Annotated in this window: 14 protein-coding genes and 1 tRNA gene; 9 read left to right on the top strand and 6 right to left on the bottom strand. The window is 72.0% G+C overall.

What is annotated here, in order from left to right:
• The first annotated feature begins 65 nt into the window (after positions 1–65).
• Positions 66–1052 (top strand): D-2-hydroxyacid dehydrogenase, encoded by a 987-nt coding sequence (locus ACIO3O_RS18990; protein ID WP_401747039.1) that lies wholly within the window; start codon positions 66–68, stop codon positions 1050–1052.
• Positions 1045–2442: an amidase gene (locus ACIO3O_RS18985; RefSeq protein WP_401747036.1), complete on the top strand. Its 1398-nt coding sequence runs from the start codon at positions 1045–1047 to the stop codon at positions 2440–2442. The genes ACIO3O_RS18990 and ACIO3O_RS18985 overlap by 8 nt, the downstream gene beginning before the upstream one ends.
• Positions 2443–2476: 34 nt before the next feature.
• Here ACIO3O_RS18985 and ACIO3O_RS18980 read toward each other — a convergent pair whose 3' ends face one another.
• A complete protein-coding gene (locus ACIO3O_RS18980) occupies positions 2477–3487 on the bottom strand; it encodes a D-alanyl-D-alanine carboxypeptidase family protein (RefSeq protein WP_401747033.1) in 1011 nt (336 codons plus the stop codon).
• Positions 3488–3637: 150 nt separating this feature from the next.
• A complete protein-coding gene (locus ACIO3O_RS18975; protein ID WP_401747030.1) occupies positions 3638–4054 on the bottom strand; it encodes a hypothetical protein in 417 nt (138 codons plus the stop codon).
• A 154-nt stretch (positions 4055–4208) separates the two neighbouring features.
• Between ACIO3O_RS18975 and ACIO3O_RS18970 the strand changes: the two genes are divergently transcribed.
• Positions 4209–4952 (top strand): class I SAM-dependent methyltransferase, encoded by a 744-nt coding sequence (locus ACIO3O_RS18970; RefSeq protein WP_401747029.1) that lies wholly within the window; start codon positions 4209–4211, stop codon positions 4950–4952.
• Positions 4953–5182: 230 nt separating this feature from the next.
• Here the strand turns inward: ACIO3O_RS18970 and ACIO3O_RS18965 are convergent, their stop codons facing one another.
• Both ACIO3O_RS18965 and ACIO3O_RS18960 read right to left on the bottom strand, forming a co-directional pair.
• Positions 5183–5773 (bottom strand): hypothetical protein, encoded by a 591-nt coding sequence (locus ACIO3O_RS18965; RefSeq protein WP_401747026.1) that lies wholly within the window; start codon positions 5771–5773, stop codon positions 5183–5185.
• A gap of 111 nt (positions 5774–5884) precedes the next feature.
• A complete protein-coding gene (locus ACIO3O_RS18960; RefSeq protein WP_401747023.1) occupies positions 5885–6385 on the bottom strand; it encodes a DUF3830 family protein in 501 nt (166 codons plus the stop codon).
• A gap of 105 nt (positions 6386–6490) precedes the next feature.
• Between ACIO3O_RS18960 and ehuB the strand changes: the two genes are divergently transcribed.
• The 6 genes from ehuB (at position 6491) to ACIO3O_RS18930 (ending at position 10707) form a co-directional block, all read left to right on the top strand.
• Entirely contained in the window at positions 6491–7411 is a 921-nt protein-coding gene (gene ehuB, locus ACIO3O_RS18955; RefSeq protein WP_401747020.1) for an ectoine/hydroxyectoine ABC transporter substrate-binding protein EhuB, read from the top strand.
• Entirely contained in the window at positions 7408–8091 is a 684-nt protein-coding gene (gene ehuC / locus ACIO3O_RS18950) for an ectoine/hydroxyectoine ABC transporter permease subunit EhuC (protein WP_401747017.1), read from the top strand. The genes ehuB and ehuC overlap by 4 nt, the downstream gene beginning before the upstream one ends.
• Before the next feature lie 31 nt (positions 8092–8122).
• Entirely contained in the window at positions 8123–8779 is a 657-nt protein-coding gene (gene ehuD / locus ACIO3O_RS18945) for an ectoine/hydroxyectoine ABC transporter permease subunit EhuD (protein WP_401747016.1), read from the top strand.
• The gene (locus ACIO3O_RS18940) at positions 8769–9554 is read left to right on the top strand and encodes an amino acid ABC transporter ATP-binding protein (protein WP_401747013.1); all 786 of its coding nucleotides are present in this window, start codon (positions 8769–8771) and stop codon (positions 9552–9554) included. Before ehuD ends, ACIO3O_RS18940 begins: the two co-directional genes overlap by 11 nt.
• A gap of 214 nt (positions 9555–9768) precedes the next feature.
• Positions 9769–10542, top strand: a complete 774-nt coding sequence (locus tag ACIO3O_RS18935) for an IclR family transcriptional regulator C-terminal domain-containing protein (protein ID WP_401747010.1) — start codon at positions 9769–9771, stop codon at positions 10540–10542.
• A gap of 91 nt (positions 10543–10633) precedes the next feature.
• Positions 10634–10707: transfer RNA gene (locus ACIO3O_RS18930), tRNA-Lys, on the top strand.
• A 111-nt stretch (positions 10708–10818) separates the two neighbouring features.
• Here ACIO3O_RS18930 and ACIO3O_RS18925 read toward each other — a convergent pair.
• Both ACIO3O_RS18925 and ACIO3O_RS18920 read right to left on the bottom strand, forming a co-directional pair.
• On the bottom strand, positions 10819–11028 hold the full coding sequence (locus ACIO3O_RS18925) for a DUF6059 family protein (protein ID WP_401747007.1): 210 nt from the start codon (positions 11026–11028) through the stop codon (positions 10819–10821).
• The gene (locus ACIO3O_RS18920; RefSeq protein ID WP_401747005.1) at positions 11025–12827 is read right to left on the bottom strand and encodes an acyltransferase domain-containing protein; all 1803 of its coding nucleotides are present in this window, start codon (positions 12825–12827) and stop codon (positions 11025–11027) included. The genes ACIO3O_RS18925 and ACIO3O_RS18920 overlap by 4 nt, the downstream gene beginning before the upstream one ends.
• Positions 12828–12925: the final 98 nt, after the last annotated feature.

Raw genomic sequence — 12925 nt, 5'->3', positions numbered from 1 at the left:
GTACGAGTGTGGTCAATCCGTACGCCATCCGTGTAAGTCAGACGTGACGAAATGGTTTCTCCGCCATGACAGATGTGAACGATGTGACCGGCGCGCCCGGTGCGCGCGATGTGACCCTTCTTGTCCTGGACGCCGAGCCGCTGCCACGGCTGGGCAGCCTCACCGGGCGGACCCGCATTCTGCACGGTGACGAGTCGACGATCGAGAGTCAACTCCCCGAGGCGGACGTGCTGTTGGTGTGGGACTTCCTCTCGGACGCGGTACGGCGCGCATGGCCGGGCCCCGGCGCACGCCCGCGCTGGGTGCACACCGCGAGCGCCGGGGTGGACCACCTGATGTGCCCGGAGCTGACCGCCTCCGACACCGTCGTGACCAACGCGCGCGGCATCTTCGAGACGCCGATAGCCGAGTATGTGGCGGGCCTGGTCCTGGCTGCGGCGAAGGACTTCCACGGCACCAACGAACTGCAACGACAACGGCGTTGGCAGCACCGGGAGACCCGCCGGGTGGCCGGGACCCGGGCGGTGGTGGTCGGTTCGGGCCCGATCGGGCGGGCCGTCGCCGCCACGCTGGAGGGTCTCGGGGTGAAGGTGGCGCTGACGGGGCGCACGGCCCGCGCAGGGGTGCACGGACCCGAGGACCTCATGCCTCTGCTCGCGGGCGCGGACTGGGTGGTGGCGGCGGCGCCGCTGACCGGTGCGACGCGGGGCATGTTCGACGCGCGGGCCTTCGACGCGATGAGCCCGAGCGCGTACTTCATCAACGTCGGCCGCGGTCAGCTCGTCGTCGAGGACGATCTCCTGGCGGCCCTGCGCAAACGCTGGATCGGCGGGGCCGCGCTCGACGTCTTCGAGCAGGAGCCGCTGCCGCCCGAGAGCCCGCTGTGGGACGTGCCCGGGCTGATCGTCTCGCCGCACATGAGCGGGGACGTGGTGGGCTGGCGCGACGAACTGTCCGCGCAGTTCCTGGAGTTGTACGACCTGTGGGCCGCCGGAAAGCCACTTCCGAATGTAGTCGACAAGAATGTTGGGTACGTCCCCCTGCATGACTGAGCCGACAGCACTGACCGCGTTCACCGCCCACCAGCTGCTCGCCGCCTACGAGAAGGGCGAGTTGTCGCCCGTCGAGGCCGCCCGGGCCGTCCTGGACCGGGCCGAGGAGATCCAGCCGACGCTCAACGCCTTCGTGTCGATCGACCGGGAGGGCGCCCTCGATCAGGCGCGCGCCGCGGAGGAGCGGTGGCGCAGGCGGGAGCCGCAGGGGCTGCTCGACGGTGTGCCGGTGACGGTCAAGGACCTCCTCCTCACCCGGGGCACGCCGACACTGCGCGGCTCGTACTCCATATCCGCTCAGGGGAGTTGGGACGAGGACTCCCCGTCGGTGGCCCGGCTGCGCGAGCACGGGGCGGTCCTCGTCGGCAAGACGACCACCCCGGAATTCGGCTGGAAAGGTGTCACCGACTCCCCCCGCTTCGGGATCACCCGCAACCCGCACGATCCGACCCGTACCTCCGGAGGCTCCAGCGGCGGCAGCGCGGCGGCGGTCGCGGCCGGGGCGGGGCCGCTGTCGGTCGGCACGGACGGGGGCGGTTCGGTCCGCATCCCGGCGTCCTTCTGCGGCGTCTTCGGCATGAAGCCCACCTACGGCCGCATCCCGCTCTACCCGTCCTCCCCCTTCGGGACGCTCGCGCACGCCGGGCCGATGACACGGGACGCGGCGGACGCGGCGCTGATGCTGGACGTGATGGCCGGGGAGGCCGACCACCGGGACTGGTCGCAGTCGCCGGTCACGGACGACGGCGTACGGTCCGGGCTGAACGACGGCGTACGGGGCCTGCGCATCGCCTACTCCCCCACGCTCGGCGGGCAGGTCAACGTCCACCCCGAGGTGGCGGCCCGGGTGCGGGACGCGGTCTCGGCCCTGGTCTCGCTCGGCGCGTACGTGGAGGAGGCGGACCCGGACTTCGCGGACCCGGTGGAGGCGTTCCACACGCTGTGGTTCAGCGGGGCGGCCCGGGTGGCGCAGGGCCTGAACCGGGAACAGCGGGAAGCCCTCGACCCGGGGCTGCGGGAGATCGTCGGGGCGGGGGCGCGGATGAGCGCCCTGGACTACCTCGCGGCGGTGGACGCGCGGATGGAGCTGGGCCGCCGGATGGGCGCCTTCCACCGGACGTACGACGTCCTGGTCACCCCGACCCTGCCGGTCACGGCCTTCGAGGCGGGGGCGGAGGTGCCGCGCAGCCTCGGGATGCGCAGGTGGACGGGGTGGACGCCGTTCACGTACCCCTTCAACCTCACCCAGCAGCCCGCCGCGTCCGTCCCCTGCGGGACGGACGCGGCGGGCCTGCCGGTGGGCGTGCAACTGGTGGCGGCCCGCCACCGGGACGCCCTGGTCCTGCGGGTGGCGCAGGCGCTGTACGGGGCGGGGGTGGCGGGGGCCTGAGGGGGCGTCACGCGCCGGGGCCCCCGGGGGGCGGTCAGAGCTTGAAGCCGTGGTCCAGGAGCTTGCCCGCGTCCTTGGCGCGGTTCACGTCGGAAGAGGAGGCGAGGAGGGTTCCGTACAGCGTCTTCGAGCCGCGCTTGGTGGCGAAGACCAGGCAGTACTTGGCGGAGGGGCCGGAACCGGTCTTGATGCCGAGGGTGCCCTGGTAGCTGGCGAGGAGGGGGTTGGTGTTGGCCCACTTCATGTCGCGGTGGCCGCCCGTCTTGGTGAGCGTGCGCTGCGTCGTCGACCTGGTGGACACCACCTTGCGGAAGGTGGCGTTCTTCATCGCGCCGACGGCCAGCTTCGTGAGGTCGCGGGCCGTGGAGTAGTTGCCGTTGCCGCCGCCTCCGTCGAAGGAGTCGAAGTGGGTGTTCTTCAGGCCGAGCGAGCGGGCGTTGGCGTTCATCGCGGAGATGAAGGACTGCACGCGGTCGTCGCGGCTCTGGCCCTTGCCGAAGGTGTCCGCGAGGGCGTACGCCGCGTCGCAGCCGGAGGGGAGCATCAGCCCGTACAGGAGCTGGCGGACGGTGACCTTGTCGCCGACGATCAGGCGGGCCGAGGAGGCGGTGTTCTTGACGATGTAGTCGCTGTACGCCTTCTGGATCGTGACCTTGGCGTCGAGGTTGAGGCCCTTGGACTCCAGGACCACCTTCGCCGTCATGATCTTGGTGGTGGAGCCGGTGGGGAGCCGGGTGTCGGCGGCCTTGGCGTAGAGGGTCTTCCCCGTGCCCGCGTTCATCAGGAAGGCGCCCTTGGCGGTGACGGTGGGGGCCTTGGGGGCCATCGGGACCCGTGGGGCCGCCGGGACTCCGGCCGCGAGGGCCGGGGCGGGCGCGGCCTGTGCGGGGGCCGCCGCGAGTCCGGCGGCCAGCACCGAACCGGCGGTGGCGGCCGTCACGGCGAGCGTCGAGGCGCGGCGGGCGGCGGAGGGGTGGGGGGCCCACGGCTGCGGATTCCTTACGTCCCGAAATCGGCCGGGTGCGTCGTTCGTTCCGTTCTTCATGGTCTTCACGGTGATACTCCAAATGCCCATGTCGTGCGGCCACATGAGGATGTCGCCTACCCCGCCTGACGAATGAGCGGGCACAGGGGCACGGGTTCCGCCGAGATTTCCCACCGCGCGGTCACCTTCGCGGGCGACGGGGGGACCTGTTCAGGCCACGGCGGGAGTACGTCGACGGCTGCCGCGGACGGCCATGAAGATGCCCGCGGGGAGCAGCACCAGACCGGTCAGCCCCTGCGGGAGCCAGGCGCTCTTGCCGGGGACGACGGCCGTGTCCGCACCGGGCCCGTCCACGAACACGGCGACGGGCTCCCGCGGAATCGCCTCGAAGGTCGTGTCGACCTTCAGGTACGGGATGTAGAAGGTGCGGTCCGCCGGATGGAAGGAGCCGACGCACTCGTACGCGGGGTCATCCTTGTCGGAGGTGTCGGAGACCTGGCAGCTGGTCTCGACGAGCGAGCCCTCGATTCCGGTCAGCTGGGTGTGCAGCCGCAGGGCCGCGATGACCAGCAGGACCGCCCCGCCGCAGATCGCCAGCAGGATTCTCCACGCACGACCGACCGACACTGTTCCCCCGATTGATTCACCAATTCCCCACACCTGGGTGGGCCTGCGCAGATTAGCCGCCGGACCCCCTCAAGCGGAATGGGTTTCCGGTGATCTTCCGAACGGCCTGAGAAGGTCTGTTCCCCGGCACCTCCTTCGTGCTGCGATGCGCCCCATGAACCACATCGTGCGCGAGGGGTACCAGGGCACCGGACCAGGGGCGATCACCCCGGACGGGTGTGCCGTCGAGTTGTACAAGCGGATCGCGGTCAGGGACGAGCCGCAGTGGATCGCCCGGGCGATCGGCGAGCGCCCCCGGGGGCTGCGGCTGCTCGAACTCGGCTCCGGGGTGGGCCGGCTGACCCGGCCGCTCATCGAGATGGGCCTGGAGGTGACCGCCGTCGACGAGTCCGCCGAGATGCTGGCGGCGGTACGGGAGAGCCTTCCCGGCGTACGGACGGTGCGCAGCCCGATCGAGACGCTGGAGCTGGGCGGGGACCGGGGCGTCGAACGCTTCGACGTGGTGCTGCTCGCGTCGTTCCTGGTGCACGCGGGGTCGGTGGGGGTACGGGAGGGGATGCTGCGGGCCTGTCGGCGGCATGTGGCCGAGGACGGTGTCGTGCTGATTCAGCGGGAGTCGGCGGAGCAGCACGACAATCTGCCGTACGAGCGGCACATGGAGGGTGAAGGGGTCGTCCGGATCGCGTCGTCGACGCCGGCGGTGGGGGTGGGGCGGCCGGGGGCGCGGACGGTGGTGGCGGAGTACTACTACCCCGACGCGAAGTGGACACAGACGTTTCTGTCGTGCCCGCTGACGGACGGGGAGTTCGAGGCGGCGCTCGGGGAGGCGGGGCTGGGGCTGGACGGGTACATGGACCCGGCGAAGACGTGGGCCAGGGCGGTGCCGGTCGGCCCGTAGCGGGGGCTGGGCCAGGTGCGGCACCGGGCGGGGCCGGGAGCGGGAGGGGCCGCCCCCTTGCCCGCCCGTCCCGCCCCCGGGGGGCGGCCCCGCCGCCCAAGGGGGCTAGGTGGAAGGGGGATGGCTGCCCGGAGGGCATGCCATCAGGGGCGCGGGGAACTGCGCGACCAGCCACGACGCACCCGCACGGAACCCTTCGCCCTCGACACGCCCGCACGCCTCCGGCACGGTCAGCAGGACCCCTCCAGCCGCGCCAGCACCCGCTGTGCCTTCCGGCGCGAGCGGCGCACGGTGAACCAGGCCGCAACCTGCAAGCCCGCCAACGCGATCCAGTAGCCCCCCGATCCCCAGTCCCCGTCCAGGACCTGAAGGGCGGCGCTCACCAGGAAGAGGGTGGCCGCCACCGGGTACCCCCACTTCGCCATGCGTGCGTTCTGCGTGCTCCGCCGAACCAGTACCCCCATCGCCCTGCGCGCCCGCGCCGACTCCGGAATGCGTTCCTTCGCCAGCCGGCGGGCCAGCACCGGCACCGCCTCGGGCGGCACCCCCATCTCGTCGGCCCACGTGCGCCGCAGCCGGAACCCGCCCCAGGCCCACGCACCCCACAGGAACGCGACCCCGGCACCGATCCCCACCGCGTACGCGACGTCCAGGAACAGGACAGCCAGCACGACGGCCACGATGCCGAACACCGCCACGATCCCCAGCATGGCCCACACGCTGTCGCTCCACCGGCGCTCGGCCTGCCAGTCGAAGCCCAGGTCGGATCTGTCCTCGGGGGCAGCGGAAGCAGCGGGTGCATCGGGGCGCGGGGTGGACATCGCGGGCTCCTCCAGGGGCGGTCGGCGACACATCGCACACCGCTGAACTCCCGTGCGGCAGCGTGGAGTTCGGGTGCCCACACCCCCGTACCGCATGCACCCCGAAAGAACTCACGCCCGGCGGAAGCTCAGCGTCTCCCCCACCGCGCCCGCCCGCCACAGGTCCTGGCAGGCGTCCGCCATGCGGTCGAGTCCGTCGACGACCGCACCCCAGACGATGCCGGGGACCCAGCCCTGGTCGCCGTTGAGGAGGAGGTTGTTGCGTTCGTAGAAGAGGGCGAGGTCGACGATGGTGGGGCGGTCCTGGCGGACGTGGTCGGCGGAGTAGCCGTGGGAGCCGGTGGCGAGCTGGGTGCCCGCGAAGGAGAAGTAGCAGAGGTCGCCGGGGATGGGGGTGACGGTGGGGTTCTCCAGCGGGGGTTCCGCGTCCGCGAAGGCGGGGAAGAGGGCGTAGATCTCGTTGCGGGCGTACTTCGCGTGGTAGACGTCGCCGCCGAGCGGAAGCGCGTCCCACACGGACTGACAGGTGATCGGGGCCAGCTCGTCGAGGAGTTTCGCGGTGCAGTGCACACCGCGCTTGTCGAGTGATATGTCCACGAATCGGTCGGTCATCTTCCCATCGTGCGCAGGAGTTCACTCCCGTCAAGAGGGCATCTGGCGCCCCTGGGGCCGGAATTGACTGGAGTGGAAGGTGAACTCCTGGGTAGCCGCGCGCCCATGGCTCCTACGCATAGCGAGAGAAGACCGCACACAGCCGGACCACACACAGTCAGACCCCACCTGGCCAGGCGCACCCTGTTGCGGGGCGGGGCGGCGGCGCTGGGCGCGGCGGGGGCGCTCGGGGCCGCCGGGTGCAGCAGGGTGCCGACCGGGGACACGCTCGCCCGGCTGAAGTCGCAGGGGATCGTACGGCTGGGAATCGCCGGTGAGGCGCCGTACGGGTACATCAACGACCAGGGGGAGTTCACCGGCGAGGCCGTCGAGCTGGCGAAGGTGATCTTCGGGCGGCTGGGCGTGGGGAAGGTGCAGCCGGTGGCGACGGACTTCTCGTCGCTGATCCCGGGCCTCAACTCCCAGCAGTTCGACTGCGTGTCCGCCGGGATGTACATCAACAAGGACCGCTGCGCGCAGGTCGTCTTCGCCGATCCGGAGTACCAGATGCTGGACTCCTTCCTGGTCAAGAAGGGCAACCCGCTGGGGTTGACGTCGTACCAGGACGTGAAGGCGAAGAAGGCGAGGATCGCCACCGGCACCGGCTACGCGGAGATCGACTACGCGGTCGCCGCCGGCATCCCGGAGAAGGAGATCGTGATCCTCCAGGACCCCGTCGCCGGGCTGAACGCGGTGGAGGCGGGCCGGGTGGACGTCTTCGCGGGGACGGCGCTGACCGGCCGCGAGGTGGTGCGCAACAGCGCGAGGGTCGAGGCCACGGCGCCCTTCGCGCCGCTCGTCGACGGCAAGAAGAAGATCGACGGCGGCGGTTTCGCGTTCCGCAGGCTGGACGCCGAGCTGCGCGACGCCTTCAACGTGGAGATCCACACGATGAAGCAGAGCGGGGAGCTGTTCCGCATCCTGAAGCCCTTCGGCTTCACGGCGTCGGAGATGACCACGCTCACGGCCGAGGAGCTGTGCCGATGAGCGGGGGTCTGTGGCAGCACTGGATTCTGCCCGGCATCTGGACGACCGTCCAACTCACCGTTTACTCCGCCCTGTTGGCGACGGTGGTTGCCTTCGGCATCGGGATGGCGCGCACCCACCGGCTGTGGGTCGTGCGCTTCCTCGCGGGCGTCTACACGGAGGTCTTCCGGGGGACATCGGCGCTGGTGCTGATGTTCTGGCTGTTCTTCGTCGTGCCGGGCCTGATCGGCTGGGCGTTCGTGCCGATGTGGGCCGCCGTGCTGGCGCTGGGCCTGTCGTACGGTGCGTACGGGGCGGAGGTCGTCCGGGGCGCGCTCGCCTCGGTCGCGCCCGCGCAGCGCGAGGCGGGGGTCGCGCTGAGCTTCACGCCGTGGCAGCGGATGCGGCTGATCCTGCTGCCGCAGGCGGTGCCGGAGATGATCCCGCCGTTCAGCAACCTGCTGGTCGAGCTGCTCAAGGGGACGGCGCTGGTGTCGCTGCTCGGCATCGGCGACGTGTCGTTCGCCGCGTACCTGGTGCGCCTGGCCACCCAGGAGAGCGCGCAGATCTACTCGGTCACCCTCGTCATCTACTTCCTGATCGCGTTCGTGCTGACGCGCGGCATGAAGGCCGTGGAGCGCAGGGCGAAGGCCGGGATCGGGATCGACGTGAAGGCGCAGATCTCCGGGGGGACGCGATGAACGGGCACGGAGACACCTCCGGGGGGACGCGATGAACGGGAACTGGGACTGGTCCGCGGTGGCGGACTTCATGCCGCGCTTCTGGGACGGGGTGCTGCTCACCCTCCAGGTGCTGGCGCTGGGCTCGCTGCTGTCGTTCTCGCTGGGCCTGGTGTGGGCCTTCGGGCTGCGCTCGGCCTCGCGGCTCGTGCGGTGGCCGGTGAACGTCGTCACCGAGTTCATCCGCAACACCCCGCTGCTGGTGCAGCTCTTCTTCCTCTTCTTCGTGCTGCCGGAGTGGGGCGTGCAGTTCTCGGCGCTCACCACCGGCACCGTCGCGATCGGGCTGCACTACTCGACGTACACCGCACAGGTCTACAAGGCGGGCATCGACGCGGTGCCCGTGGGCCAGTGGGAGGCGGCGACCGCGCTGAGCCTGCCCACGCACCGGACCTGGTTCGCGGTGATCCTGCCGCAGGCGATCCGCCGCATCGTGCCCGCGCTCGGCAACTACGTGGTCTCGATGCTGAAGGACACGCCGCTGCTCGCCGGGATCAGCGTGCTGGAGATGCTCCAGCAGGCCCGCCTGGAGAGCGCGTCGACCTTCCAGTACACCGAGCCGCTGACCGTCGTCGGCGTCGCCTTCATCCTCATCGCCTATCCGGCGTCCCTTCTGCTGCGAGCCCTGGAGCGTCGCCTTGTCCGCTGACAACGCCATCCCGACCCCCGAAGTCCCCGCCACGGCCGACGAGTTGATCAGATTCGACAACGTCACCAAGCGGTTCGGGAAGAACACCGTCCTGGACAACCTGTGCTTCTCGGTCCGGCCGGGCAAGCACGTGACCCTGATCGGGCCCTCGGGCTCCGGCAAGACCACGATCCTGCGGCTGCTGATGACGCTGATGAAGCCCGAGGAGGGCACCATCCACGTGGGCGGGCAGCAGCTCTTCCCCGCGCAGGGCGAGAAGCAGCTCCGCGAGATCCGCAAGAACATCGGGATGGTCTTCCAGCAGTTCAACCTCTTCCCGAACATGACCGTGCTGCGCAACATCACCGAGGCCCCGGTGCGGGTGCTCGGCCTGTCCAAGGACGAGGCCGAGCAGCGGGCCCGCGACCTGCTCGACCTGGTGGGCCTGGGCGAGCGGGCCGACGCCAAGCCGACCCAGCTCTCCGGCGGCCAGCAGCAGCGGGTGGCGATCGCCCGGGCACTGGCGATGCGCCCGCAGGTGCTCCTGCTGGACGAGGTGACCTCGGCCCTCGACCCGGAGCTGGTCGCGGGCGTCCTGGACGTGCTGCGCGACATCGCCCGCACCACCGACATCACCATGCTCTGTGTGACCCACGAGATGAACTTCGCCCGGGACATCTCGGACGACGTCCTGATGTTCGACTCGGGCCGGGTGATCGAGTCGGGCCCGCCGGAGAAGATCTTCGGCGCTCCGGAGCACGAGCGGACGCGGGAGTTCCTGGGCGCGGTGCTCTAGCCGCCTCCCCCGGAGAATTGTGATCTGCCTCCGGCATATGCCAGGAGCGGTGCCCCGCAGGTCACGGGGGCGGCACCCTCATGCCCCCGGAAGTCAATTTGTCAACCCCCGCCCCGCCGGCGGGGGTTGACGGCTATCGTGGCGCGTGACGACGCACGATCGACGCAGCCGCAGCCGACCCGCAGTCATGCCTCATCCGCCGTAGGGGGACACCGTGGCGCTGAAGCCCGAGCCGACCACGCCGCAGCAGCCGCCGCAGCGCCAGGTCCAGCACGCACTGCGCGTACTGGAGACGGTCTCCCGGCACAGCGGCGGCGTCACCGCCGACCGCATCGCCCGCGAGTCGGCGCTCACCCCCGCCGAGCTGCGCCCCCTGCTGCTGATGCTCCGCCGCGAGGGGTACGTGGAGCAGCTCGCCGACGGGGCGTACGTCACCGGCGAGGCCCTCGACCTGGTCGGCGCCCCCGGCACCACCCGCCGCGAGCTCGTCCAGCAGCGCCTCCAGGAGACCCTGGACCAGCTGCGCGACTCGGTCGGCGCGGCCATATACCTGGGCCGGTACGTCGACGGCGAGATCAAGGTGACCCAGGTCGCCGAGGGCCCGCTCACCCCCAAGGTCAACGAGTGGGTCGACTTCCGCTCCTCGGCGCACGCCAGCGCGGTCGGCAAGTGCCTGCTGACCCAGCTGGACCGGGACGGCCGCCGCGACCACCTCTCCCGCCACAAGACGGCCCGCCTGACCTCCCGCACGATCACCAGCGAACGCGTCCTGTTCTCCAAGCTGGACGCCCAGCCGCCGACCGTCCCGGTCCTGGACCTCCAGGAGTACGCGCTGGGCACGGTGTGCGCGGCGGTCCCGCTGACGGCGGGCGCGGCCGTGGGCTGCCTGGCCCTGTCCCTCCCCCTGGAACACGCGCACCGCCTGCGCCAGGCGGCGGACGCGCTGAACCGCCGGGCGACCCCGATGGCGCTCTCGCTCTCCCTCTAGCTCCCGTCGGCCCGGAATTGCGGGCCCGCCGGCGCTCGCGCGGTCCGTGGTCGCGAGCACCCCCTCGGACCAGGTACGATTGAGGAGTCAAGCGCCGCTAGCTCAGTTGGTTAGAGCAGCTGACTCTTAATCAGCGGGTCCGGGGTTCGAGTCCCTGGCGGCGCACTTGATCACCTCGAAGGGCGACACCGAGATTTCGGTGTCGCCCTTCGTCGTACGTACGGAACGTCGTACGTACGGAACGTCGTACGTACGGAACGTCCAGGGGCGGAACGTCTAGGCGTCCCCGGCCAGCTGGCGCTCCCAGGCGCGCTCCGACGCGCTGAGCGGCACCTCGGGGCACCGGCGCTCCGGGTGGCCGGGCGCGGGTCCCGCCGGTTCCGGTGTCGCGTGCGGGTCGGCGGGCGGAACGTACACGTACAGCAGGCCCGCCGGGAGCAGCCAGTCGCACAGGAACGTGTCCAGTGCGCGACGCCACGGCCTCACGCGAGTGCCAGGGTGCGGTCCTGGGCGTCGTCGGCGCTCCAGGACCACAGAGCGCCCACCGCGCCCGGCCTCGGGGCGTGGCCCTCGGTCCACAGGCGGGCCGCCGCCCCCAGCACCGACTGCCGGTCGGCCTCCGGGGTGCCGGGCCTGGCGGGCAGCAGCGGGACCGCCGCGCTCGCCCCCAGCCGCACCGCGCGGTGGCGGCGGGCGAACGCGGTCAGCGTCTGCCGGGGTCCCGCCTCCACCAGCAGCATGTCGTCGACCGCGAGCAGCGACTCCAGGGCCGCCTCGAAGAGGACGGTGTCGGTGACCTGGCGGGCCCAGAAGCGCGGGCTGGTCGCCTCCTCCTCCGTCATCAGGGCGCCGGTGTACCCGGAGTACAGGGGCAGCCGGGGGGCGCGCAGCGGAATGTCGCGGTACGTCTCCTCCAGCGCGTCCGAGGCGGGCGCCATCGCCGGGGAGTGGAAGGGGCTGGTCGCGGGCACCGGCACCACGGTGAAGCCGTCGGCGCGGAGTCTGGCCTCGACGGCCGCGAGCGGCGCGGAGGAACCGGCGAGCATCGTCTGCCGGCGGGCGTTGACGGCGGCCACCGCCACGTCGGCGCCCAGGTAGGGGCGCAGCCGCTCCGCACCCTCGGCGACCGCGAGCATGCCGCCGGCCGGTATCCGGACGGCCTCGCGGACCCGGGCGCGCACCATCGCGACGGCGTCCTGGAGTTCCATCACCCCGGCCAGGGTGGCCGCCACCAGTTCGCCCGCGCTGTGGCCGAGCAGGGCGGCCGGGCGGATCCCCCAGCCCATGACGGTGCGGGCCAGCGCGTAGTCGACGGCGAACAGCAGGGGCTGGGCGCGGCGGACGTCGTCGATCGGGACGACCGGGTCCCCCTCGGCCAGCCAGTCGGACCGGATCGCGGGCCCCTCCTCGCCGAAGTGGTCCAGCGCGGCGTCGAACGCTGCGGTGAAGACGGGTTCGCGGCCGTGGAGTCCGGCCGCCATGGCCAGGTGCTGGGAGCCCTGGCCCGGCAGCAGCAGGGCCACCGGGCGGGGGCTGCGGTGGGTGACCGTCTTCGCGCGGTGCACCGAGGTCTGGGCGAGTGCGGCCACGGTGACCGCGGCGGCGCGCACCGGGCCGGGGCCCGAGCCGCAGGGCAGGACGGTGGGCAGGGAGGGGAACGCCTCCTCGTGCACTCCCCCGAGCAACGGCAGCAGTTCCGCCCGCACCCGGGCCTCGTCGGCGGCGTCGCGGCCGGACCACAGCAGCAGCCGGTGGGCGTCCGGGGACGTGCGGCGGCCCCCGTACCGCAGGGGGCGCAGCGGCGGCGTGCCGTCGCCCGGCGCGGCGTCGGACAGGGCAGAGAGGGCGGGGAGGTCCAGGACGCCGATGACCGGGGACGCGTCGGCGACGGCCTCGGCGGCGCGGCACACCGCGTACACGGTGATCGCGTCCGGTTCGGGCTCGCCGAACGCGGCGACCAGGGCGAGGTCGGCGGTGCGGTCGTGGAGGTCGTGGTGTGCGTGCCGCAGGGCGGCGGCGGGGGTCTCGGCGGTGCGCACCTCGAAGCCCTCGTGCGGGCAGGGGACCGGTGCGGCGGGGCCGCCCAGGTAGACGAGGGTGCGGGTGGGCAGGTCGGCGGGGCTGCGGCCGAACGCGCGCAGCACGGCGGAGACGGCGGCGGGGGTGCCGGACGCGGGGGTCGCGGACGCGGGGGCGGGGCTCCGGGTCGGCGGCCCCTGCGGGGTGGCGGGTCCGGGGCTGACGACCAGCCGCCGGGTCACCGCGCTGTGCTGGGTGAGGGACATCTGGGCTCCTCGGGGCTGATGCGGAGGGTTGATGCGGGAGGGCTGATGCTGGGGAGAGAGAGCAGCCGCCCCGGGACGGGGGGCTCCGGGGCGGCTGC

This window comes from Streptomyces sp. NPDC087440, assembly GCF_044744005.1.
Lineage (GTDB): Bacteria > Actinomycetota > Actinomycetes > Streptomycetales > Streptomycetaceae > Streptomyces.
Note: the sequence above shows the minus strand (reverse complement) of the source record. Positions and strands in the feature narration are given on the sequence as shown.

Coding starts and splice junctions, on each gene's coding strand:
- ACIO3O_RS18960 (WP_401747023.1), bottom strand. CDS start 6,385: ATGACCGACCGATTCGTGGACATATCACTCGACAAGCGCGGTGTGCAC.
- ehuC (WP_401747017.1), top strand. CDS start 7,408: ATGAGCGGGGGTCTGTGGCAGCACTGGATTCTGCCCGGCATCTGGACG.
- ACIO3O_RS18980 (WP_401747033.1), bottom strand. CDS start 3,487: ATGAAGAACGGAACGAACGACGCACCCGGCCGATTTCGGGACGTAAGG.
- ACIO3O_RS18990 (WP_401747039.1), top strand. CDS start 66: ATGACAGATGTGAACGATGTGACCGGCGCGCCCGGTGCGCGCGATGTG.
- ehuD (WP_401747016.1), top strand. CDS start 8,123: ATGAACGGGAACTGGGACTGGTCCGCGGTGGCGGACTTCATGCCGCGC.
- ACIO3O_RS18920 (WP_401747005.1), bottom strand. CDS start 12,827: ATGTCCCTCACCCAGCACAGCGCGGTGACCCGGCGGCTGGTCGTCAGC.
- ehuB (WP_401747020.1), top strand. CDS start 6,491: ATGGCTCCTACGCATAGCGAGAGAAGACCGCACACAGCCGGACCACAC.
- ACIO3O_RS18970 (WP_401747029.1), top strand. CDS start 4,209: ATGAACCACATCGTGCGCGAGGGGTACCAGGGCACCGGACCAGGGGCG.
- ACIO3O_RS18985 (WP_401747036.1), top strand. CDS start 1,045: ATGACTGAGCCGACAGCACTGACCGCGTTCACCGCCCACCAGCTGCTC.
- ACIO3O_RS18965 (WP_401747026.1), bottom strand. CDS start 5,773: ATGTCCACCCCGCGCCCCGATGCACCCGCTGCTTCCGCTGCCCCCGAG.